The organism is Kluyvera sp. 142486, assembly GCF_046569695.1.
Taxonomy (GTDB): Bacteria; Pseudomonadota; Gammaproteobacteria; order Enterobacterales; family Enterobacteriaceae; genus Kluyvera.
Genome location: NZ_JBKHUI010000016.1, coordinates 78,582 through 101,203, shown reverse-complemented (window position 1 = coordinate 101,203; position 22,622 = coordinate 78,582). Strand labels below are relative to the sequence as shown.

At 58.2% G+C, this 22,622-nt stretch carries 19 protein-coding genes; 7 read left to right on the top strand and 12 right to left on the bottom strand.

Annotation, left to right across the window (positions count from 1 at the left end; all coding sequences use genetic code 11):
* Positions 1-28 precede the first annotated feature (28 nt).
* The 3 genes from ACLGE8_RS17515 to ascF form a co-directional block, all read right to left on the bottom strand.
* The gene (locus ACLGE8_RS17515; RefSeq protein ID WP_411000092.1) at positions 29-1,111 is read right to left on the bottom strand and encodes a LacI family DNA-binding transcriptional regulator; all 1,083 of its coding nucleotides are present in this window, start codon (positions 1,109-1,111) and stop codon (positions 29-31) included.
* A 103-nt stretch (positions 1,112-1,214) separates the two neighbouring features.
* Positions 1,215-2,639, bottom strand: coding sequence for a 6-phospho-beta-glucosidase (locus ACLGE8_RS17510; protein WP_411000091.1), 1,425 nt, complete (start codon positions 2,637-2,639; stop codon positions 1,215-1,217).
* A gap of 19 nt (positions 2,640-2,658) precedes the next feature.
* Positions 2,659-4,116 carry a PTS cellobiose/arbutin/salicin transporter subunit IIBC gene (gene ascF / locus ACLGE8_RS17505; RefSeq protein WP_411000090.1) on the bottom strand — a complete coding sequence of 486 codons (1,458 nt, stop codon included), beginning with the start codon at positions 4,114-4,116 and terminating at the stop codon, positions 2,659-2,661.
* A 262-nt stretch (positions 4,117-4,378) separates the two neighbouring features.
* Between ascF and ACLGE8_RS17500 the strand changes: the two genes are divergently transcribed.
* The 5 genes from ACLGE8_RS17500 to ACLGE8_RS17480 all read left to right on the top strand — a co-directional run bounded on the left by ACLGE8_RS17500 (position 4,379) and on the right by ACLGE8_RS17480 (position 11,525).
* Entirely contained in the window at positions 4,379-5,392 is a 1,014-nt protein-coding gene (locus tag ACLGE8_RS17500; protein WP_411000089.1) for a LacI family DNA-binding transcriptional regulator, read from the top strand.
* 144 nt (positions 5,393-5,536) lie between these two features.
* Positions 5,537-6,082, top strand: a complete 546-nt coding sequence (gene hydN / locus ACLGE8_RS17495; RefSeq protein WP_185668054.1) for an electron transport protein HydN — start codon at positions 5,537-5,539, stop codon at positions 6,080-6,082.
* A 35-nt stretch (positions 6,083-6,117) separates the two neighbouring features.
* Positions 6,118-8,268 carry a formate dehydrogenase subunit alpha gene (gene fdhF / locus ACLGE8_RS17490; protein WP_411000088.1) on the top strand — a complete coding sequence of 717 codons (2,151 nt, stop codon included), beginning with the start codon at positions 6,118-6,120 and terminating at the stop codon, positions 8,266-8,268.
* A gap of 4 nt (positions 8,269-8,272) precedes the next feature.
* On the top strand, positions 8,273-10,498 hold the full coding sequence (hypF, locus tag ACLGE8_RS17485) for a carbamoyltransferase HypF (RefSeq protein WP_411000087.1): 2,226 nt from the start codon (positions 8,273-8,275) through the stop codon (positions 10,496-10,498).
* 10 nt (positions 10,499-10,508) lie between these two features.
* Positions 10,509-11,525: a HoxN/HupN/NixA family nickel/cobalt transporter gene (locus ACLGE8_RS17480; RefSeq protein WP_411000086.1), complete on the top strand. Its 1,017-nt coding sequence runs from the start codon at positions 10,509-10,511 to the stop codon at positions 11,523-11,525.
* A gap of 223 nt (positions 11,526-11,748) precedes the next feature.
* Here the strand turns inward: ACLGE8_RS17480 and norW are convergent, their stop codons facing one another.
* Positions 11,749-12,882, bottom strand: coding sequence for an NADH:flavorubredoxin reductase NorW (gene norW, locus ACLGE8_RS17475; protein ID WP_411000085.1), 1,134 nt, complete (start codon positions 12,880-12,882; stop codon positions 11,749-11,751).
* A complete protein-coding gene (gene norV / locus ACLGE8_RS17470) occupies positions 12,879-14,327 on the bottom strand; it encodes an anaerobic nitric oxide reductase flavorubredoxin (protein ID WP_411000084.1) in 1,449 nt (482 codons plus the stop codon). Before norV ends, norW begins: the two co-directional genes overlap by 4 nt.
* A 191-nt stretch (positions 14,328-14,518) precedes the next feature.
* Between norV and norR the strand changes: the two genes are divergently transcribed.
* Entirely contained in the window at positions 14,519-16,045 is a 1,527-nt protein-coding gene (norR, locus tag ACLGE8_RS17465; RefSeq protein WP_411000083.1) for a nitric oxide reductase transcriptional regulator NorR, read from the top strand.
* On the opposite strand, the gene gutQ is transcribed toward norR, so the two are convergent.
* The 7 genes from gutQ to ACLGE8_RS17430 form a co-directional block, all read right to left on the bottom strand.
* Positions 16,042-17,007: an arabinose-5-phosphate isomerase GutQ gene (gene gutQ, locus ACLGE8_RS17460; RefSeq protein ID WP_411000082.1), complete on the bottom strand. Its 966-nt coding sequence runs from the start codon at positions 17,005-17,007 to the stop codon at positions 16,042-16,044. The two genes, norR and gutQ, sit on opposite strands and share 4 nt — an antisense overlap.
* Entirely contained in the window at positions 17,000-17,773 is a 774-nt protein-coding gene (gene srlR / locus ACLGE8_RS17455) for a glucitol operon DNA-binding transcriptional repressor SrlR (RefSeq protein WP_185668062.1), read from the bottom strand. Before srlR ends, gutQ begins: the two co-directional genes overlap by 8 nt.
* Before the next feature lie 68 nt (positions 17,774-17,841).
* Positions 17,842-18,201, bottom strand: a complete 360-nt coding sequence (gutM, locus tag ACLGE8_RS17450) for a transcriptional regulator GutM (protein ID WP_411000081.1) — start codon at positions 18,199-18,201, stop codon at positions 17,842-17,844.
* A 94-nt stretch (positions 18,202-18,295) separates the two neighbouring features.
* On the bottom strand, positions 18,296-19,075 hold the full coding sequence (gene srlD, locus ACLGE8_RS17445) for a sorbitol-6-phosphate dehydrogenase (RefSeq protein WP_333012774.1): 780 nt from the start codon (positions 19,073-19,075) through the stop codon (positions 18,296-18,298).
* A gap of 17 nt (positions 19,076-19,092) precedes the next feature.
* Positions 19,093-19,455, bottom strand: a complete 363-nt coding sequence (gene srlB, locus ACLGE8_RS17440) for a PTS glucitol/sorbitol transporter subunit IIA (protein WP_411000080.1) — start codon at positions 19,453-19,455, stop codon at positions 19,093-19,095.
* Between the two features lie 10 nt (positions 19,456-19,465).
* A complete protein-coding gene (locus ACLGE8_RS17435; protein WP_411000079.1) occupies positions 19,466-20,452 on the bottom strand; it encodes a PTS glucitol/sorbitol transporter subunit IIB in 987 nt (328 codons plus the stop codon).
* On the bottom strand, positions 20,449-21,012 hold the full coding sequence (locus ACLGE8_RS17430; RefSeq protein WP_185668067.1) for a PTS glucitol/sorbitol transporter subunit IIC: 564 nt from the start codon (positions 21,010-21,012) through the stop codon (positions 20,449-20,451). Before ACLGE8_RS17430 ends, ACLGE8_RS17435 begins: the two co-directional genes overlap by 4 nt.
* A gap of 391 nt (positions 21,013-21,403) precedes the next feature.
* On the opposite strand from ACLGE8_RS17430, the gene mltB reads away from it, so the two are divergent.
* Positions 21,404-22,474, top strand: coding sequence for a lytic murein transglycosylase B (gene mltB, locus ACLGE8_RS17425; RefSeq protein ID WP_411000078.1), 1,071 nt, complete (start codon positions 21,404-21,406; stop codon positions 22,472-22,474).
* Positions 22,475-22,622 lie beyond the last annotated feature (148 nt).

Here is a 22,622-nt window from a genome sequence, read left to right as displayed (position 1 = left end):
GTGAGCTAACTCACACAATTTCACGCGCTCACATTTTGGGTGGGAGCTGGGAGATCTGCCGTGCTAGCTGGATGAGTGAATTGGCCAAAGCTTCAGGGGAAGCCGCATGGGCATTGGGAGGACAAACGGTCTTACGTTGAATCAATGATACCGGCAGTAGTTGATTGTTCGCGGCGGGTTCAGTGGCAGATAGCTGTAGCAGTTTGTCTACGCTCGTTTTTCCAAGCAGCGAAAAATCCTGTCTGATGGTGGTGAGAGGCGGAATATAGCAGGCGCTATCCTCGGTATCGTCATAGCCAATAATGGAGATGTCGCTCGCTACGCGCAGACCGAACTCGCTGATGGCTCGCATTGCGCCCAGCGCCATCTGATCGTTGGCGACCAGCATCGCGGTTGGTATGGTGCCGTTATTAAGCATCTGTAGCGTTTGCTGAAAACCGGACATGGCGCTCCAGTCTCCTTCTGTTTCAGCAACCGGCCGTAGCTGGTAGTGCGCCAGATATTTATGCCAGCCTGCGAGCCTTAATCGCGCGGAAACCGATGAGTGCGGCCCGGCCAGAAGCGCAATGCGCTGATGCCCATGCTCCACCAGATGCTCAACCCCCAAACGTGCGCCATCATCGTGAGAAAAAATCACGCTGTTAATGGGGGAGGTGTCAGAGACGTCAAGAAAAAGTACCGGTACGCTGCCACAGCTTGCCGCGACCTCAATAGCGTCATTTTCATCGAGCGGATAGTTAATGATTAAACCGGTTACCCGCTGCGTCAGCAGATTATGAACCGCCGCTTTACAGGCTTCCACACCGTTACGCTCCACCATCGAGATGACTACGCTCGCGCCCGAACTGTCGGCGCGGGACTTAATCGCCGCGACAATCTGCGAAGGTGCGTGCAGCGCGAGGTTAGCGGTCGCAACGCCGATGAGCGGCGTCTGTTTCCCCGCCAATTGCTGCGCGACGCGGTTGGGGATGTAATTCAGCTCAGCCATGGCGGCTTCGACTTTTTCACGGGTTTTGGCGGAAACGTGGCGAGCCTGATTCACTACGCGAGAGACAGTCTGATAAGAGACCCCCGCATGATCTGCAACATCGTACAGCGTTACCGGTTTCACACGCATTACCCCTGAATTCAATGTGTTCTGCACGCTATGATGCCACACCTCCCATAAAAATAGGAGGTGGTGCAATCTCATGCATTGAGCCAGAGAGTGACTTTTACGCCAAATCTTCCCCGTTGCTGGCAATCACCTTCTTATACCACCAGAACGACTTCTTACGCGTCCGCGTCAGCGTGCCATTCCCGGCATCATCACGGTCAACGTAGACAAACCCGTAGCGCTTGCTCATCTCACCGGTGGATGCCGCCACCAGATCAATACAGCCCCAGGTGGTGTAGCCGATAACCGGAATCCCGTCCTCAATCGCTTCCCCCATCGCCCGAATATGTTCACGCAGATAGCTGATGCGGTAATCGTCGTCAATCTGCCCGTCGGCGTTGACCACGTCTTTCGCGCCGAGGCCGTTTTCCACCAGAAACAGCGGCTTCTGATAACGGTCGTACATCATGTTCATGGTGATGCGCAGGCCGAGCGGGTCGATGCCCCAGCCCCATTCGCTGGCCTCGATATACGGGTTTTTCAGCGATTTGACGATATTCGCCGCGTTGGTGTTGTTGGCATTCATCTCCGCCGACGCGCAGCGCGAGGCGTAGTAGCTGAACGACACAAAATCGACGGTATGCTTGAGGATCTCGTCATCGCCCGCTTCTTTCGCAATCGTCACGCCTTTCTCACGGAACACCCGCGCCGAGTAGGCTGGATAGCGGCCGCGCGCCTGCACGTCGATAAAGAACAGGTTCTCGCGGTCTTTCTCCAGCGCCGCCCACACGTCTTCTGGCTTACAGGAGTAAGGGTAGAAATTACCGCCCGCCAGCATGCAGCCGACCTGGTTCTGCGGGTTCACCTCATGGGCGATTTTGGTCGCCAGGGCGCTGGCTACCAGTTCGTGGTGCGCGGCCTGGTACTTCACCTGATCCTGGTTTTCACCCTCTTCAAACACCAGCCCCGCGCCGGAGAACGGGCTGTGCAGCATGATGTTGATTTCGTTGAAAGTCAGCCAGTACTTCACCAGCCCGTCGAACGCTTCAAAGCAGGTGCGGGCGTAGCGGGCGAAAAAGTCGACCATTTTACGGTTGCGCCATGAACCGTATTCGGTGACCAGGTGCATCGGCACGTCGAAGTGGCACAGGGTGACCAGCGGCTCAATGCCGTACTTCTGGCACTCGCGGAACAGGTCGCGGTAGAAGGCGATGCCAGCTTCGTTTGGCGTCAGTTCATCGCCGTTCGGGTAGAGACGGCTCCAGGCAATCGAGGTGCGGAACACGGTAAAACCCATCTCCGCCATCAGCGCGATATCTTCTTTGTAGCGATGATAGAAATCGATCGCCTGATGGCTAGGGTAGAACTCGTCGTCGCGCAGGGTAAAGCGCTTCTCTTGCCCCAGCTTCACCGGCAGTCGGTTTACGCCGTGCGGAATCATATCCACGGTGGTCAGCCCTTTGCCGCCCTCAAGATAAGCCCCTTCGGCCTGGTTGGCGGCAATAGCGCCGCCCCAGAGAAAGCCTTGCGGAAATGTCGACATGCGTTACCTCGCTAAAAATTTATGAAATTCGTGCCGCCGCCGTACCGGCAGGCGCAGTGGCCTGACGTTTACGCGCCTCGGCGGCAGCCTCTTCGACGGGAATATCTTCAAAACCAAGAATCAGCGTCAGCACAAAGGAGAGCACCACCGCCAGCGCCATCACCCCAAACACCCAGACGATGGTCATCGGGTTAGCCGGGTCGAAGAACTGCACGCTGGTGAACAGCCCCGGTGCCGCCATGGAGTGGCTGGCAAGCCCGACGGCACCGGCAATGCCGCCGCAGATAAAGCCGCTTATCAGGCTGGCAATCAGCGGGCGTTTCAGACGAATGGCCACGCCGTACAGCGCCGGTTCAGAAATCCCGGCCAGAATCGCGGAAGCGGCGGCCGCCAGCGCGGTCTGACGCAGCTCCGGGTTTTTGGTTTTCCATGCCACCGCCAGCGACGAACCGCCGAGCGACAGGTTGGCGCCAATTTCCGACGGCATCACCATGCCCTCTTTGCCGGTTTCAGCGATGGTCTGAATAATGGTTGGCGTAAAGACGCGGTGCATCCCGGTCATCACCAGCAGCGGCCACAGCGCGCCCATAATGGCGACCGACAGCCAGCCGAGGTAGCCGTGTATGGTGTACACCAGCGCGGAGATGGCGCTACCGATCCAGATGCCAATCGGGCCGATCAGCAGGATCGCCAGCGGCGCGGCAATCAGCACGATCAGCATCGGCTTGAGGAAGTTTTTGGTGACCGCCGGGGTGATCTTATCGACCCAGCGTTCAATGTAGGAGAGGCACCAGGTCATCACCAGCGCCGGGATCACCGTGTAGGTGTACTTCACCGCCGTTACTGGAATATAGGCAAATTCGACGTGCTCGCCCTGGGCCGCTTTCGCCATCAGCTCAATAAAGCTCGGGTGCACCAGCACCCCGGCAATAGCAATTGCCAGCGACATATTGGTTTTGAACTTCACCGCTGCGGAGGCGGCGACCATCAGCGGCAGGAAGAAGAACGCGCCGTCGCCGATTACTGTCAGAATAGTGAGCGTCGGCGCGCCTTTAGGCAGCACGCCGGTCATTTCGAGGATCATCGCCAGCAGCTTGACCATCGATCCGCCGATAATCGCTGGGATCAGCGGCGACATGGTGCCGATCAGCGCGTCGAGGACCCCGGCGCCGATGCGGCGTAAGGTGAGCTTCGGTTTTCCTACCGGGGCGGCAGGCTGCAGGTTGCCTGGTAGCAGGTTTACCACCTCACGATAGGCCTGGGAGACGGTGTTGCCGATAATCACCTGGCACTGGTTGTCGTTACGCACCACGCCCAGCACGCCGCTGATGCCTTTAAGGCTGGCGCTGTCGACCTGCGTTTCATCTTTCAGTACAAAGCGCAGGCGGGTCATGCAGTGCGTGACGGCGGAGATGTTCTCCACGCCGCCAAGCGCGCCCACCACGGATTGCGCCAGAGCCGCATAGTTTTTAGACATCGGAAAATCCTGTTTTATCAGTAGGGTACTTATCGCTCATCGCCCGGTGTGGCGGGGTGATGAAACGTTGCATAGGAAACCGGTTCCACATAATATTCATGTGTTAATTTTGTTACATCAAGATCTAATTTTTGTTTTTGGTTAATTCGTGAAACCGATCACAGGAACTGGCGCTGGACAAAAAGCGCGCAGATCGGTGGTTGCTGAAAATAGCGAAACGGTGAAGTACACTGCTGGCAAATGATTTCTCAAAGGTATGACTATGACGACAATGCTGGAGGTGGCGCGACGGGCAGGCGTGTCGAAAGCCACCGTATCCCGGGTGCTCTCGGGCAACGGTTATGTCAGTCAGGAGACGAAAGATCGGGTGTTTCTGGCCATTGAAGAGAGTGGCTATCGGCCTAATCTTCTGGCGCGTAACCTGGCAACCAACAAAACCCAGACGCTGGGCCTGGTGGTCACCAACACCCTCTATCACGGGGTCTATTTCAGCGAACTGCTGTTCCACGCGGCGAGCATGACCGAAGATCACGGGCGACGCCTGCTTCTGGCGGACGGTAAGCACAGCGCCGAGGAGGAGCGAGATGCCATTCAGTACCTGCTCGACCTGCGCTGTGACGGCATTATTATTTATCCCCGTTTTCTGAGCGTCGACGATATTGACGAGATTATTCAGCAGCAACAGCAGCCGATATTAGTCATCAACCGTCGGCTGCGGCGAAATAGCAGCCATTGTGTCTATTGCGATCAAAAATCCGCCAGCCAGAATGCGGTGGAGCGGTTAATTAGCCTTGGGCATCGCGATATCGCCTTTATTACCGGCTCGCTGGATTCCCCTACCGGTATTGAACGCCTGTCCGGCTATAAAGACGCGCTGACGAAGCACGGCATTGCTGTGCGCAATGAGCTGATTGTGCAAGGGAAGTGGACGCCCGCGACCGGTGCCGCCGGGGTGGATGCACTGCTAGACAGCAAGGCTAATTTTAGCGCGCTGGTCGCCAGTAATGACGATATGGCAGTCGGGGCGATTAAACGTCTGCATGCACGTGGAATAAACGTGCCGCAGCAGGTTTCGGTGCTGGGTTTTGATGATATTACGCTGGCACCTTATATGATTCCGTCGCTCTCCAGCGTGCGCATACCGGTCACGGAAATGATTAAAGAGACTATCCACCGCCTTATATTCATGCTCGACGGCGGGGATTTTAAATATCAGCAAACCTTCCCCGGTGAACTGATTGAGCGTGAGTCCATCGTTCCGGGGCCGCACGCTTAGCGTCGTCATCTGTCATCGTCATTAGTGACGATGACAGCTTATCTCTCATCACTCGTCATAAAATCCCCTTAAAAAACAGCTAACTAAAAGTTGGCTCGAATAATGCATTCTCCCGCGAATTCACTGTCATTGCTGGAGAAGTTGATGAACCGTTTCATCATTGCTGATGCGAGTAAATGTATTGGCTGCCGGACATGCGAAGTCGCATGCGTGGTTTCCCACCAGGAAGATCAGGACTGCGCCGCGCTGACGCCGCAATCTTTCCTGCCCCGTATTCACGTTATTAAAGGCGTAGATGTCTCTACCGCCACCGCCTGCCGCCAGTGCGAAGATGCGCCGTGCGCCAACGTCTGCCCGAACGGTGCTATCAGCCGCGATAAAGGCTTTATCCACGTGATGCAGGAACGCTGCATTGGTTGCAAAACCTGCGTGGTGGCCTGTCCTTACGGTGCGATGGAAGTGGTGGTGCGCCCGGTGGTTCGTAACAGCGGCGCGGGCCTTAAAGTGCGCGCGGAAAAAGCGGAAGCCAACAAATGTGACCTCTGCTACCACCGCGAAGCCGGCCCGGCCTGTATGGAAGCCTGCCCGACTCACGCACTGTTTTGCGTTGACCGCAGCAAGCTTGAACAGCTGAGTGCGGAAAAACGTCGTCGCGCCGCGCTCGATAGCGCCGCGTCTATCTCTCTTTAATCATCCTTATTTCTCTTTTAACAGGTCTGTTACTGATGAAAAAAATCACGAGTGTGTGCCCTTACTGTGGCGCTGGTTGCAAACTGAAGCTGGTTGTCGACAACGGTAAAATTATCCGCGCCGAGGCCGCCGACGGCAAAACCAACCAGAATGAGCTGTGCCTGAAGGGCTATTACGGCTGGGACTTCCTCAACGATACCAAGCTGCTGACGCCGCGATTAACGCAGCCGATGATCCGCTATGAAAAAGGCGGCAAGTTCACCCCCGTGAGCTGGGATGAGGCGATTCGCTACACCGCGAAGCGTCTTGGCGATATCAAAGCCAAATTCGGGCCGCGCGCCATTATGACCACCGGGTCATCGCGCGGCACCGGCAATGAAACCAACTATGTGATGCAGAAATTCGCCCGTGGCGTGCTGCACACCAATAACGTCGACTGCTGCGCGCGCGTCTGTCACGGCCCATCGGTGGCCGGGCTTCAGGACGTGCTGGGTAACGGCGCGATGAGCAACAGCATCGGCGATATTGAAAACTCCCGCTGCCTGCTGGTCTTTGGCTACAACTGCGCGGACTCGCACCCGATCGTGGCGCGCCGCGTGATTAAAGCGAAAGACAAAGGGGCCAAAATTATCGTCTGCGATCCGCGTCGTATTGAAACCGCGCGCATCGCCGACCAGCATCTGCAAATGCGTAACGGCAGCAATATGGCGCTGGTGAATGCCTTCGCCCACGTGCTGCTGGAAGAAGATCTCTACGACCACGAATACGTTTCGCGCTACACCACCGGGCTTGATGAGCTGCGTGAAATCGTCAAAGACTACGCGCCGGAAGCGGTGGAATCCCTGACCGGCATCCCGGCCATGCAGGTTCGTCAGGCAATGCGCACCTACGCGGCCGCGCCGTCGGCGACCATTATGTGGGGCATGGGCGTGACCCAGTTCGGCCAGGCGGTTGACGTGGTGAAAGGGCTGGCAAGCCTGGCGCTGCTGACCGGTAATCTCGGGCGCGAAGCCGTTGGCGTCGGCCCGGTGCGTGGGCAGAACAACGTGCAGGGCGCGTGCGACATGGGTGTGCTGCCCAACCAGTTCCCGGGCTATCAGGACGTGGTCGATGCCGCCGTGCGCGAGAAGTTCGCCAACGCCTGGGGCATTGACGCCAGCCTGATGGACGACAAAGTCGGCGTGCGCATTACCGAGGTGCCGCATCTGGCTATCGAAGGGAAGGTGAAAGCCTACTACATCATGGGCGAAGATCCGCTGCAAACCGAGGCGGACTTAGGCCTGGTGCGCAAAGGGTTTGAAGCGCTCGACTTTGTGGTGGTGCAGGACATCTTTATGACCAAGACCGCCGAGCAGGCGGACGTGCTGCTGCCCGCCACCTCATGGGGCGAACACGGCGGCGTCTTCACCTGCGCCGACCGCGGCTTCCAGCGCTTCGAAAAAGCCATCGAACCGACCTATAACGTGAAGCGCGACTGGGAAATTATCAGCCTGCTGGCAAACGAAATGGGCTACCCGATGCACTACGACGATAACCAGCAAATCTGGGACGAAATGCGCGAGCTGTGCCCGCTGTTCTACGGCGTGACCTACGAAAAAATGGGCGAGATGGGGCACGTGCAGTGGCCCTGCCCGACGCTCGATCACCCGGGGACCCCGTATCTGTACGGAGGCAATCAGTTCGCCACGCCGGATGGCAAAGGCCACCTGTTCGCGGCACCGTGGCGTGCGCCAGCCGAAACGCCGGACGCTGACTTCCCGCTGGTGCTCTGCACCGTACGCGAGGTCGGGCACTACTCCTGTCGTTCAATGACCGGCAACTGTGCGGTGCTGCAATCGCTCGCCGATGAGCCTGGCTTTGTGCAGATGAACCCGCAGGATGCCAACCTGCTTGGCGTGCATGATAAGCAGTTAGTGTGGGTCTCCTCACGTCGCGGCAAGGTGATTAGCCGCGCCAGCGTCAGCGAACGCATCAACCATGGCAGCGTTTATATGACCTACCAATGGTGGATTGGCGCCTGTAACGAACTGACCCAGGATAACCTCGACCCTATCTCGAAAACGCCGGAAACCAAGTACTGCGCGGTGAAAATCGAGGCGATTGAGGATCAGAACTGGGCCGAGATCTATGCGCTGGACAGCTATCAGTCGATGAAAACGCGCCTCAACGCGGCGCTCAACGGGTAATCAGATGAACGCAAACGGCGTGCAGATCCGCATCTGCGGAAAAGTACAAGGGGTGGGCTTCCGCCCCTTCGTCTGGCAGCTCGCCAAACAGCGCGGCTGCCTCGGTGATGTCTGTAACGACAGCGCCGGGGTACTGCTGCGTCTGTACGGTGACGAAGCGGACTTTATCGCCGCGCTGTACCAGTACTGCCCGTCGCTTGCGCGCATTGATAGTACCCACGTCGAGCCATTTGAGTGGCCGACGCTGCCGACCGATTTTACTATTCGCCAGAGCGGTGCCGGGGCGATGAGCACCCAGATTGTCCCGGATGCGGCAACCTGCCCGGCCTGCCTGGCGGAAATGAACGACCCGCAGGAGCGGCGCTATCGCTACCCGTTTATCAACTGCACCCACTGCGGGCCGCGCTTTACCATCATTCACGCCATGCCCTATGACCGCCCGCTGACGGTGATGGCGGCGTTCCCGCTCTGCTCGTCGTGCGAGGCGGAGTACCGTAATCCTTATGATCGCCGTTTCCACGCTCAGCCGGTGGCCTGCGTGGAATGCGGGCCGTGGCTGACGTGGCAAAGCCACGATCAACGCGCGGAAAAAGAGGCGGCGCTGGCCGCCGCTATCGCCATGATTGACGCCGGTGGCATTGTGGCGGTGAAGGGCATTGGCGGCTTCCATCTGGCCTGTGATGCCGGAAATTCTGCGGCGGTGGCGATGCTTCGTGCGCGCAAACATCGCCCGGCAAAACCGCTGGCGGTGATGGTGGCGAACGCTGACGCGCTGTCGATTGACGCGCGCTCGCTGCTGAAAACCCCCGCCGCACCGATTGTGCTGGTGGATAAACATCTGATTTCCGGGGTCTGCCTGGAGATTGCGCCGGAACTGGCTGAGGTTGGCGTGATGCTGCCCGCTAACCCGCTCCAGCATCTGCTGATGCAGGCGCTAGCGCGCCCGTTGGTGATGACCTCCGGCAATCTGAGCGGTAAACCGCCGGCGCTGACCAACGATGATGCGCTGAGCGATCTGGCCGATATTGCTGACGGTTTCCTGCTGCACAACCGCGATATCGTGCAGCGCATGGACGATTCGGTGGTGCGCCAGAGCGGCGAAATGCTGCGCCGTTCGCGCGGCTACGTGCCGGATGCGCTAACCCTGCCGCCGGGCTTTCGCGATGTGCCGCCGATGCTCTGCCTCGGCGCGGATATGAAAAATACTTTTTGCCTGGTGCGCGGCGACCGGGCGGTACTCAGCCAGCACTTTGGCGACCTGACTGATGACGGTGTGGAAGCCCAGTGGCGACAGGCGCTGGCGCTGATGCAGTCCATTTATGACTTTACGCCGCAGGCGGTAGTGGCGGATCACCACGCGGCCTATCGCTCGTCCCAGTGGGCGACGGAACTGGCGCTGCCGCAGCATCAGGTGCTGCATCATCACGCTCACATTGCCGCCTGCCTTGCCGAACACGACTGGCCGCTTGACGGCGGCGAGGTGATTGCGATGGCGCTCGACGGTATTGGTATGGGCGAACACGGCGCGCTGTGGGGCGGCGAGTGTCTGCGCGTGAGCTACCGCGAGTGCGAACATCTCGGCGGCCTGCCCGCCGTGGCGCTGCCGGGCGGCGACCTGGCGGCGCGTCAGCCGTGGCGTAACCTGCTGGCGCACTGTCTGGCGTTCGTGCCTGGCTGGGAAACGTTTGAGCAAACGCAGACCGTGCAGCAGCAAAACTGGCCGCTGCTGGCGCAGGCGATTCAGCGCGGGCTCAACAGCCCGGTGGCCTCCTCCTGCGGCCGCCTGTTTGATGCAGTGGCCTGTGCAGTGGGCTGCGCGCCGCTGGCGCTGAGCTACGAAGGCGAGGCCGCCTGTCGGCTTGAGGCGCTGGCGACAGGCTGCGCGGGCGTAGTTCACCCGGTGACGATGCCGGTGGTTGATAATCAACTGGATCTCGCCGCTTTCTGGCAGGCGTGGCTCGGCTGGCAGGCGACCCCGGCGCAAAAAGCGTGGGCGTTTCACGATGCGCTGGCGCAGGGCATTGCCGCCTTAATGCGTCAGCATGCAGAGCGTTTGTCGCTTTCAACGCTGGCTTTTGGCGGCGGCGTGCTGCACAACGCCCTGCTGCGCAGCCGTCTTACCCACTATTTACACGATTTCACTTTGCTCTTTCCGAAGCGTTTACCCGCGGGGGATGGGGCGATTTCATACGGGCAGTCTGTGATTGCTGCAGCTCGCCATCTGGTTTAAGGAGTTACTCATGTTGTGGAATGTTCTTCGTCAACAGCCGCGCGCAACGCTGCTGGTTATGGTTCTTGTGTTGGCGAATTTACTGGCCTGGGGTTGGGCATGGCAGTCATTTGGTCATAACGGCGCGCTGATGGCCGCCAGTCTGCTGGCGTGGGGCTACGGCCTGCGTCATGCGGTGGACGCTGACCACATTGCGGCGATTGATAACGTCACCCGTAAAATGATGCAGCAGGGCAAGCGCCCGTTCGGCGTCGGTGCCTGGTTCTCACTCGGCCACTCCTCCATCGTGGTGCTGGCATCGGTGGCGATTGCCGCCACGGCAACCGCGTTCCAGCATAAGATGAGCTGGTTCCACGACACCGGCAGCATCATCGGCACCACCGTGTCGGCGGTGTTCCTGCTGGCGATGGCGCTGGTGAACCTGATTATTCTGCGCGGCGTATGGCGCAGCTTCCAGGCGCTGAAAAAGGGCGAGTCGGTCGCGGCTGACCTGCCGGTGGCGGGCGGCATGATGAGCGCGCTGTTCAGCCGCACTTTCCGCCTGATTGGCAAGAGCTGGCACATGTACCTGGTCGGCTTCCTGTTTGGCCTCGGTTTTGATACCGCCACCGAAATTGGCGTGCTGGGCATCTCTGCCGCCAGCGCATCGAGCGGGATGTCGATGTGGTCGATTATGGTCTTCCCGGCGCTGTTCGCGAGCGGCATGGCGCTGGTCGACACCCTGGATAATATTCTGATGGTGGGCGCGTACGGTTGGGCCTTCAACAAGCCGCAGCGTAAGCTTTACTACAACATGACCATTACCGGTGCTTCCGTGGTGGTGGCGCTGTTTATCGGCGGGCTGGAAGCGCTGGGGCTGATTATTGATAAGTTCGACCTGACCGGCGGCATCTGGAGCGGTGTGTCGATGCTGAGCGATAACCTCGGCAACGCGGGCTTTGTGGTGATTGGCCTGTTCGCGCTGTGCTGGCTGGTGTCGATGGTGAACTACCGCTGGCGCAACTATGACGCGCTGGTGGTGCGGTAGGCCTGATAAGCGTAGCGCCATCAGGCTGAATGGAGCTGGTTGCCGGATGGCGGCGTTGCCTTATCCGGCCTACATTCAGCCTGTAGCCCGGCCAAGCGCAGCGCCGCCGGGGAAGCTCTGAGCGCAAAAACAAAAAAAGCCCCGGGGCAGCGGGGCTAAAATCAGACATGAGCGCTTCCTTGCGCTTGAGGTTAAGTCATACAGTGGACAGAGAGTTTACGGCTTAACTGGCGAGCGACTTCAACAGACCAAAGGCCTCTTTCATTCGCTCCTCGCTAACCACGAACGCCCGCAGCTGCTGGCCTTCGTCATAGCCTTGCGCCAGCATACCGTCGGCGCGGGTTTCAATTTTCCAGTTCAAATCCTGACGACGGGTTTCCCCGGCCAGATGCAGCGGCAGATCCGGCGTTTTCACCTTCACCAGCATGTTCGGCAGCTTCAGCTCACCGGACTGGCCGAGAATGTTTTTCGCCAGGCACATCGCGCTCATCAGAATCGGCTGCAGGAACGGCAGCACGGTACCGTTGATCTCCGCGCAGTCGCCCAGCGCATAGATATCCGGGTGGCTGGTGCGCAGGGTGCTGTCGACCTTCACGCCGCGGTTAATTTCAAGGCCCGCCATCCGCGCCAGCGCCGTTTCCGGGCGCAGGCCGGTGGCGGCCACCACCGCATCAACCTCGACGTGGCGGTCGCGGTCAAAGGTGGCGCGAATGCCGGTGGCGGTCTGCTCCAGCGACTGCAGTTGAGATTTCAGCAGCAGATGAATGCCCATGTCGGTCAGGCGATGCTGCAACCGGCTGCTCACTTCCGGCGGCATCAGCGAGGCCAGCACGCTGGCGGAGTTATCCACCACGGTGACGGCTTTTCCGGCGCGACTAAAGTCCATCGCCAGCTCGCTGCCAATCAGGCCGCCGCCGATAATCAGTACGCGTCGGGCGTCGCGCAGCGTACTCTGCGCGGCCCCGAACTCCTGCTGGCTGTTGAGGGTCAGCATCAGTTCTTTGCCCGGTACCGGCGGCACGATGGTTGACGCGCCCGTTGCCAGCACCAGCTTGTCGTACTGCCACTCATGATTCTGGCTTTTCACCACATGCGCGTTGGCGTCGATGCCTGTCACCCAGGTCTGCGGGAACAGATTCAGGTTGTACTGCTCGGCGAACTCGCCTGCGGTTTGCAGGGTGAGGTCGGCGGCGGTTTGCCCCCGGCTCACCACATGGCTTAAGTCCGGTTTGTTGTACTCGTCGATGCTGTCGGCGGCGATGAGCGTCAGTTTGACGCCCGCGTCGAGCTTACGAATATTCTTCACCAGCTGGCGAGCCGCAAAGCCCGAGCCGATGATCACGATGCCATGATTCATTTTGCCTCCGTCGCCATCACGTCAAAGACATCTTTCCCTAATGAACATTCCGGGCACAGGAAGTTGTCCGGGACTTCGCTCCACGGGGTACCTGGCTGGACGTCCTGATTTGGTTCGCCTTTTGCCGGGTCGTAAACCCACTGGCACACGCTGCACTGCATGCTTGGGCCAAGGTCGGCGGCGGCAGCGGCGGCACAGGCGCAGGCTTCTTTCACCGCGTCTGCTTTAGCCGTGGCTTCTGGCAGCGGAGCCAGCGCCCACTGACGGGCAATTTCACGGCCGTGCTGGCGGCAGACTTCCAGCGCGTCGATATCCGGGCGCCATTTGGCTTTCAGGCTCAGAGACATTTCAAAGCCGGCATCCTGCAAACGGGTAGACAGACGGTCAACCGCGCCGCCGCTCCAGCCGTGAGAACCAAAGGCGCTGGCGCGTTTGTTGCGGAAGCGCAGGCCGGTCATCTCTTCCACCAGACCGGCAATTTTCGGCATCATCACGTTGTTCATGGTTGAAGTTCCAACCAGCACGCCTTTAGAACGGAAGACATTGGTCAGAATTTCGTTTTTATCGCTGCGGGCGACGTTGAAGATTTTCACCGCTACGTTCGGGTCAACTTCGTTGATCCCCTGGGCAATGGCATCCGCCATCATGCGGGTGTTATTGGACATGGTGTCGTAGAAGATAGTGATACGGTCTTCCTGATAGTCCGCCGCCCATTTCAGATACAGTTCGACGATCTGGGTTGGGTTTTCACGCCATACCACACCGTGGGAGGTGGCAATCATATCAACCGGCAGGTTAAAGCCGAGGATCTCGGTGATTTTTGGCGTCACCAGACGGCTGAACGGGGTCAGGATGTTGGCGTAGTAGCGCTGGCACTGTTCGAACAGTTCGGTCTGGTCAACTTCGTCGTTGAACAGGCGTTCGTCACAGTAGTGCTGGCCGAAGGCATCGTTACTGAACAGCACCGCGTCGCCGGTCATGTAGGTCATCATGCTGTCAGGCCAGTGCAGCATCGGGGTTTCAACGAAGATCAGCTGTTTGCCGTTACCGATGTCCAGGCTATCACCGGTTTTCACCACGTGGAAGTTCCACTCTGGGTGATGGTGGTGGCCGTTGATGGAGTCAATGGCGTTGGCGGTGCAGTAGATTGGGGTATCCGGAATCTGCGACATCAGCTCGGTCAGCGCACCGGCGTGGTCTTCTTCAGCGTGGTTAATGATGATGTAGTCGATATCGGCCAGGTCGATTTCGCCGCGCAGGTTCTGCACGAATTCACGGCTGAATTTATGGTCGACGGTATCAATCAGGACGTTTTTCTCTTCACGGATAAGGTAGCTGTTGTAGCTGCTGCCGCGCAGCGTTTTGTATTCGGTACCGTGGAAATCACGCACTTCCCAATCGCGTTGACCAACCCAATGAATGTTATTTTTAACCAGAATAGACATAGCAACCTCAATTAATTCAGCGTTTTTTCAAAAAAGATGTATTACTAATTGCAGGTTGCGTGCCAACTTTTTAATTAATTGATTTTATTGATTTAATTAATTTATACTCCTTTATCGTTAGTCAAAATGACTATGCTTAATATTGTCAATATGACATCATGCATTGTCAAAATGACTGTAAGAGGTACGCCATGAGCTTTTCCGTTGATGTGCTGGCGGGCATCGCCATTGAACTCCAGCGCGGCGTCGGCCATCAGGACCGATTCCAGCGTCTGATCACCACGCTTCGCCAGGTGCTGGAGTGCGATGCCTCGGCGCTGCTGCGCTACGACGCGCGGCAATTTATTCCGCTGGCGATTGATGGGCTGGCGAAAGACGTGCTCGGCAGGCGTTTTACCCTCGAAGGGCACCCGCGCCTTGAAGCCATTGCCCGCGCGGGTGACGTGGTGCGTTTCCCGGCGGATAGCGATTTGCCCGATCCGTACGATGGTCTGATCCCCGGCCAGGAGAGCCTGAAGGTCCACGCCTGTATCGGGCTGCCGCTGTTTGCTGGGCAGAACCTGATTGGCGCATTGACCCTCGACGGCATGTCGCCGGACCAGTTCGATGTGTTCAGCGATGAAGAGCTGCGGCTGATTGCCGCGCTGGCGGCGGGGGCGCTTAGCAACGCGCTGCTGATTGAGCAGCTTGAAAGCCAGAATATGCTGCCGGGCGCGCCGACCGACTTCGAGCAGGTGAAAGAGACGCAGATGATTGGCCTGTCGCCGGGCATGGCGCAGCTGAAAAAAGAGATTGAGATCGTTGCCGCTTCCGACCTGAACGTGCTGATAAGCGGTGAAACCGGCACCGGGAAAGAGCTGGTGGCAAAAGCGATTCATGAGGGCTCGCCGCGCGCGGTCAGCCCTCTGGTGTACCTGAACTGCGCTGCGCTGCCGGAGAGCGTGGCCGAGAGTGAGCTGTTTGGGCACGTCAAAGGGGCGTTTACCGGCGCTATCAGCAACCGCAGCGGCAAGTTTGAAATGGCCGACAACGGCACGCTGTTCTTAGATGAAATTGGTGAGCTGTCGCTGGCGCTGCAGGCCAAGCTGCTGCGCGTGTTGCAGTATGGCGATATCCAGCGCGTGGGGGATGACCGCAGCCTGCGCGTCGATGTGCGGGTGCTGGCCGCCACCAACCGCGACCTGCGCGAAGAGGTGCTGGCGGGTAACTTCCGCGCCGACCTGTTCCATCGCCTGAGCGTGTTCCCGCTTTCCGTGCCGCCGCTGCGCGAACGTGGGGACGACGTGGTGCTGCTGGCAGGCTACTTCTGCGAGCAGTGTCGGCTGCGGCTTGGATTGTCGCGAGTCATATTAAGCAGCGGCGCGCGGGCGCATCTTCAAAGCTACGGCTGGCCGGGTAACGTGCGCGAGCTGGAACATGCGGTACACCGTGCGGTAGTGCTGGCACGGGCAACCACGCGCAGTAACGGCGAGGTGGTGCTGGAGGCGAAGCACTTTGCGTTTCAGGAAGGTACGCCGACAGCGGCGGTGGTGGAGACGGCGGCGACCCCTGTGGCGGCAGTTAACAATCTGCGCGACGCCACCGAGCATTTTCAGCGGCAGATGATTCGTCAGGCACTGGAAACGCATCATCACAACTGGGCGGCAAGCGCCCGGGCGCTGGAGACAGACGTCGCCAACCTGCACCGGTTGGCGAAGCGTCTGGGGCTGAAGGATTAAAGGATCCCGGCCTGGTAGAAGTTTTGTAGGTTAATTGCGCCGACCAGTCGGTGGTTGTCATCGACAACCGGGGCGGCGCTGATTTTCTGCTTCATCAGCTGTTCTTTGGCGTCGACGGCGCGGGCCTGAGCGTGCAGGGTCACGCCGCCCTTGGTCATCGCGTCGTTAACGCAATCAGCCAGCGAACCGCCGCTCACCAGCCAGCGACGCAGATCGCCATCGGTGAACACGCCCTGAACCTGCTTTTGTTCGTTGCAGACCGCCACCATTCCCATACCGGTGCGGCTGAGTTCCAGCATCGCATCCATTACGCTTGTGTGAACGGTGACCTGAGGGACATCGCTCTCTTGACGCATCAGGTGGTGAACGCGGTTGAGCAGGCGAGCGCCCAGCGCGCCAGCCGGGTGGGAGCGGGCAAAATCTTCTTCGTTAAAGCCGCGCGCCTGCATCACGGCAATCGCCAGCGCATCGCCCATCATCAGCGTGTTGACGGTGCTGGAGGTTGGCGCAAGATGCATCGGGCAGGCTTCACGTTCAACGGAAATATCGAGCACGGCATCGGCCGCCTGCGCCAGCGCAGAGTTGGCTTTGCCGGTCATTGCCAGCAGCACCACGGATTTTTCTTTCAGGCGCGGAATAATGTAGTCGAGCTCTTTGGCGCTGCCGGAGTAGGAGATAAATAGCATCACGTCGCGGCTTTCCACCATGCCCAGGTCGCCGTGCAGCGCTTCCGCTGGGTGGACGAAGAACGCTGGAGTGCCGGTGCTGGCAAAGGTGGCTGCCAGCTTTTTGCCGATATGGCCGGATTTGCCCATCCCGGAAACAATCAATTTTCCTTTGCAGTTCAGAATGGCGTTGGCGGCCTGAACAAAGGTCTCGTCAAGACGGTCGGGTAGGCGGCTTGCTTCCTGCAGTTCCAGTAACAGGGCCTTACGCCCGGCCTCTAACAAAAAATCACTCATTGCTCTCTCCGGTTATGATCACTTCAATCCCTTTGTCTTCCAGCGCTTGACGAAACGCCGGGTCGATTCCCGCGTCGGTAATCAGCTTGTCGACGCTCTCCAGACTGCACACCACGTTAGGACTTTTTCGTCCGAATTTTGACGAGTCCGCCATCAGAATCACTTCGCGCGCGGCGTTGCACATCGCTTTACTGACGGTATAGACCTCGTTAAAGGTAGTCACCCCGGCGTTCAGATCGATGCCGTCGGTGCCCATAAAGAGTTTATCAAAGCTGAAATGCTCAAAGGCATTTTCCGCCAGTTGCCCGTGGAACGAGGCGGATTTTTTGCGGAAGGTGCCGCCAGGCATCAGGATGGTCTGCTCGTTGTCCAGCTCCGACAGCGCGTTAACGATGTGCAGACTGTTGGTCATGACGGTGATGTTGCGAAAGCGGGCGAGCATGGGAACCATCTGTAACACGGTGCTTCCCGCATCCAGAATGATGGAGTCACCGTCGTGGATAAAGGCAACAGCGGCCTCTGCGATGCGCTCTTTTTGGTGGGTGTTGATGAGCGTTTTGTGATCGATAGGCGGGTCGGATTCGTCTTTGTTTAACACCACGCCGCCGTAAGTTCGAATGACGGTTCCCGCGTTTTCCAGAATGACCAGATCCTTGCGAATAGTGGTTCCCGTGGTGTCAAAGTACTGGGCCAACTCTTCAACCGAGCATTTTCCCTGTTTTTGCAGGTGCTCAAGAATAGCGGCCTGACGCTGACGAGGTTTCATAGGCGTGATTACCCTGGCATAAATTTGCGAAATGATAATTTCGCAAGCTATTAGCATTCACAACGAAATTACCCATGTTTCAGTTTAAGCGCCAATGATAGTGCATTCTGCGATAGGGGATCATGGGGAAAGATCACATCAGGTTGTAATTCATCACGATGTTTTCCTTTCAACCCGGCAATTTTCCCCGGCCTGGCGAATACGGTGACCCCTTTCATAAACAGCGAATCGACAACGTGGAGACGTTCATCCAGCGCGACAGCGACCACCACGCGCGGCTTAAAGCGCCCGCCGGAGCGCCCTACGCCAACTCGACCCTGCTGGCAGAGTTTATCGAACGCCCGGTTGAAGCAGTGGATTTGCCAGCCGCCCAGCGCGAGCTGAGCGCACCAGGCGATAACGGCAACGGTGATCAGGGCTGAGACCATAGTGTGCTCCTGGGTTGCCGGATGGCGGCTTCGCCTTATCCGGCCTACATCGAACCTGTAGGCCCGGTAATCGTAGCGCCACCGGGCAAAACGTTTAGAACATCACCTGGCCGCCGGTGACGTTGATTGACTGGCCGGTACAGTAAGAGGCTTTCTGGCTGGCATAGAACAGCAGCATGTTCAGCACATCCTGGTAGTCGCAGCCGCGTTTTAGCGGCACTTTATCAATGTAGTACTGCTCCACCTCGCCCGGTTCGATACCCAGCTTGGTGGCGTACTGCGGCAGCAGCGACTGAAACATCGGTGATTTCAGCAGGTTGCCAAGCATCAGTGAGTGCACGGTGATACCGTACTCGGCCAAATCCAACGCCAGCGACTGCGTTAAGCCTACGCCGCCAAACTTGGCCGCGCTGTAGCCGGAGTTGTGCTTGCTGCCCACCTTGCCGGATTTTGAGTTAATTTGAATGATTCGCCCGGCAATGCCGTCACGGATCATCAGCCGGGAAAATTCGCGGGCGCAGAGGAAATAGCCCACCAGGTTGACCTGGAGCGAGCGGTCGAAATCTCCAAGCGCAAAGTCGCTGATAAACGCCGCTTTGGCGATGCCCGCGCTGTAGACCAGCAGATCCGCGCGGCCAAAAATTTCATCCACGCCGCGCGATAGCGCCAGTACGCTCTGTTCGCTGGTGGCATCGGCCCCAAAGCCACAGGCCATCCCCTCGCCAAATTCGGCGTTAATCTCCTGCGCGACGCTGGCGGCTTTATCGCTTTGAATATCGACTACGGCGATGCGGTATCCTTCTGCGGCAAGCCCGCGACAGAGGAAGGCCCCTAAGGTCTGGCCTCCGCCGATGACAATGGCAACCTGTTTCATGATTTTCTCCTTAAATCTCAATCGATAAACTGCAAAATAGTACCCGGTGCAATATCGTCCGGCGTGGGCCCTGCGAGGTGCACCGTGCCGGGAAACTTCGCGTCGTTTTGCCCATCGAAGCACAGGGTGATATGCCCCAGTTCACGTAAGTTCTGTTCGGCGACGCTGCCCACCGCGGTGACCTGATAGCGCTGGGTGCCTATCTCAAACTGCATGCCGCTTAGAAGCGGGCCGTTCAGTGCGCCAGGGCGGTGGATGTAGCAAAACTCTTCAATATCTGCCGGAGCGCCTTCCCGGAAGGTGATCAGCATCTGTTCGCCCAACGCTTCTGCGGCGCTCTGGCCGATACGGGTAATGGTGGTCTGATAAATCACGGCCATCGCGGGCTCCCTATTGATAGATAAAGCCGGATACGAACCAGGCAATCAGCACGGTTGGGGCTCCGGTCAAAAAACGGCTTACCAGCACGGAAGGCACACCAACGCGTACGGTGTTCTGCCGGGCCTCGGCCAGCGATAATCCCACCGGAATAAAATCGCAGGCGGCCTGAGCGTTAATTGCAAACAGGGCGGGCAGCGCCAGGTGCGGCGGGATATTGCCAAGCCCAATCTGCACGCCGATCAGCACGCCAATGACCTGGGCGATAACGGCCCCTGGCCCCAGGAAGGGTGACAGCAGCGGGAAGGAGCAGATCAGCGCCAGCGTGACCAGCCCGAGCGGGTGGCTGGCAAGCGGTGCCAGGCCGTGGGCTATCCAGTCGCCCAGGCCTGACGCCATGATGATGCCGATAAGCGCCGAAACGAACGCCATAAACGGCAGAATGGTCTTGAGCACCGTATCGATGGTGTCGCGACCCGCCTGAAACAGCACCGCCACCGCCGAGCCCATTCCCATGCCGACTTTGGCCAGCAGGCCGTCGCTCTGTTCGGTGATCTTTTTCGTGGTGTCGTAATCGCGTCCGCTGGCGGCCGTTGGTTTTGCTGGTGGAGCCGCGTTGGCTGCTTCGTTGGTTTCATCGGCAAGGCGGATGTTCTCTTCCCTGACGCCGGAGACGTAAATGTCCTCCAGGATAAACTGCGCCAGCGGGCCAGATTTGCCGGTGGCATGGATATTGATGGTGGGAATCCGCCGTTTCGGATAGATACCGCAGCGCAGCGTACCGCCGCAGTCGATGATCGCCACGCCAATCTCCTGCTCAGGCGGTTCACCCTCTTTAAATCCATCGACGGCCTGCCAGCCGGTGAGCTCGGCGAGTTTGTCGACGATGGCCGGGCGGGTTCCGGCCGTGATGTAGACGATTTTCTTACCGGGTACGACGTCCAGTTCAAGCGGGCCGCCCCAGCCGCCGGTTCCTCTTTCAATACGAATACGCATCATGATGCCGCTCCCGACAGTTGAACGTTCTGTTCCAGTTGAATGCCCATTTTTTTCTCAAAGACGGCGGTGGTGAAATCTGTAATCCAGCCGCGGAAGAAGTTAGTCACCAGACCGAGCAGCAGGTAGCTCACCGCCAGCGGCCCGAGCGGTAGACCGAGCGTGGTCAGGCCGTTGGCGATGCCCAGATAGACAAACAGTTCGCCGGGGTTGATGTGGGGGAAAAGTCCGTTCATCGAGTGGCAGCTATAGGAAGCAGCGGCATAGTAGCTGGGCTTGTACTTCTCTGGCATAAAGCGCCCGAGGCTTAGCGTCATGGGGTTACAAAACACAAAGGTGCCAATGCAGGGCAGCAGCAGGTAGCGAGAGACGGGGTTGCCGGCACAGCGCTGAGCAAACCGCTCAATGCGATGCTGACCGATGAAGTTAATGAGCGCATTCATGATAACCAACAGGCTAATCAGCAGTGGAAGAATACCGGTCACCATGCCGGTGAAAACCTCGCCGCCTTTCTGAAACAGCCCGATGAACCATTCAGCACCCAGGGTAATGGTGTCGACCATAGTTATCTCCTGTAGGGATTTATCGTTTTATACCCGTCATACTTCAAGTTGCAGGTGCGTTGGCTGCGTTCGCTCACCCCAGTCACTTACTAGAGTAAGCTCCTGGGGATTCACTCCCTTGCCGCCTTCCTGCAACTCGAATTATTTAGGGTATATGACCAAAAGGTGGGCGATTTTAATCATGTTGAAAGGTTTTAAAGTGTTATTTTGATCGCAAATTGAAAGATAAATATTTTATTGTGAAAGTTATTGCGAGCGTGGCCGCAGGAAAAAGAGAAAACGAAGTGCGGGAATGAGAAATTCTGCGAGCGAGCGCGACAACCGCTTCCTTGCAGCGTGGCGGATGCTTTACCATATTTAACTCTTGCTGATATTGTTAAACGGATGTCCCATGTTGAAGCGTCGTGTTCTGGCTTTACTCCCCCTGTGTGTCCTGCTCGCTGCCTGTAGTAGCAAACCTAAAACGGCTGAATCTCCGGCAACCACTTCCGGCGGTTTTCTCCTTGAACCTCAGCACAATGCGCTAATTCCGACCGGTGATTTTGCTAACAACCCGGCGGCAGAGCAGTTCATTGACAAGATGGTGAGCAAGCACGGTTTTGACCGACAGCAGCTGCATGAGATTCTCTCTCAGGCCAAGCGCCTGGATTACGTGCTGCGCCTGATGGACAGGCAGGCGCCAACCGGCCTGCCGCCAACCGGCCCGAACGGGGCGTGGCTGCGCTATCGCAATCAGTTCATTACGCCGGATAACGTCCAGAACGGCGTGGTGTTCTGGAACCAGCATCAGGACGCGCTGCAGCGTGCTTCGCAGGTGTACGGCGTACCACCGGAAATTATCGTCGGGATTATTGGCGTGGAAACTCGCTGGGGCCGCGTGATGGGGAAAACACGTATTCTCGATGCGCTGGCGACGCTCTCGTTTAACTATCCGCGCCGTGCGGCGTACTTCTCAGGCGAGCTGGAAACCTTCCTGCTGATGGCGCGCGATGAGCAGGATGATCCGCTGGATCTGAAAGGTTCATTTGCCGGGGCGATGGGCTATGGGCAGTTTATGCCGTCTTCCTACAAAGAGTATGCGGTTGATTTCAATGGTGATGGTCATATCAACCTGTGGGACCCGGACGATGCTATCGGCAGCGTGGCGAACTACTTCAAACAGCACGGCTGGGTGAGCGGTGACGCGGTGGCGGTGCAGGCGATGGGGCAGGCTCCGGGGCTGGAGAATGGCTTCAAAACCAAATACAGCGTTTCGCAGCTGGCGGCAGCAGGCTTAACGCCGATGCAGCCGCTGGGTAATCATCAGCAGGCCAGCCTGCTGCGGTTGGATATCGGCACAGGCTATCAGTACTGGTACGGTCTGCCGAACTTCTACACCATCACCCGCTATAACCACAGTACCCATTATGCGATGGCCGTCTGGCAGCTGGGTCTGGCGGTCTCTCAGGCGCGCGGTCAGTAATCCTTTCTTCTGGCTCCCCTCGGTTCAGAGGGGGGCTTGTTACATTTCGCATCATTTCATGCCGTTTACATCTTACTGCCAATCCAATATTGTTACGTTATAACATTTAATGATGAGGCAAAGATGTTTACTCCTGTTTTTATGGCCA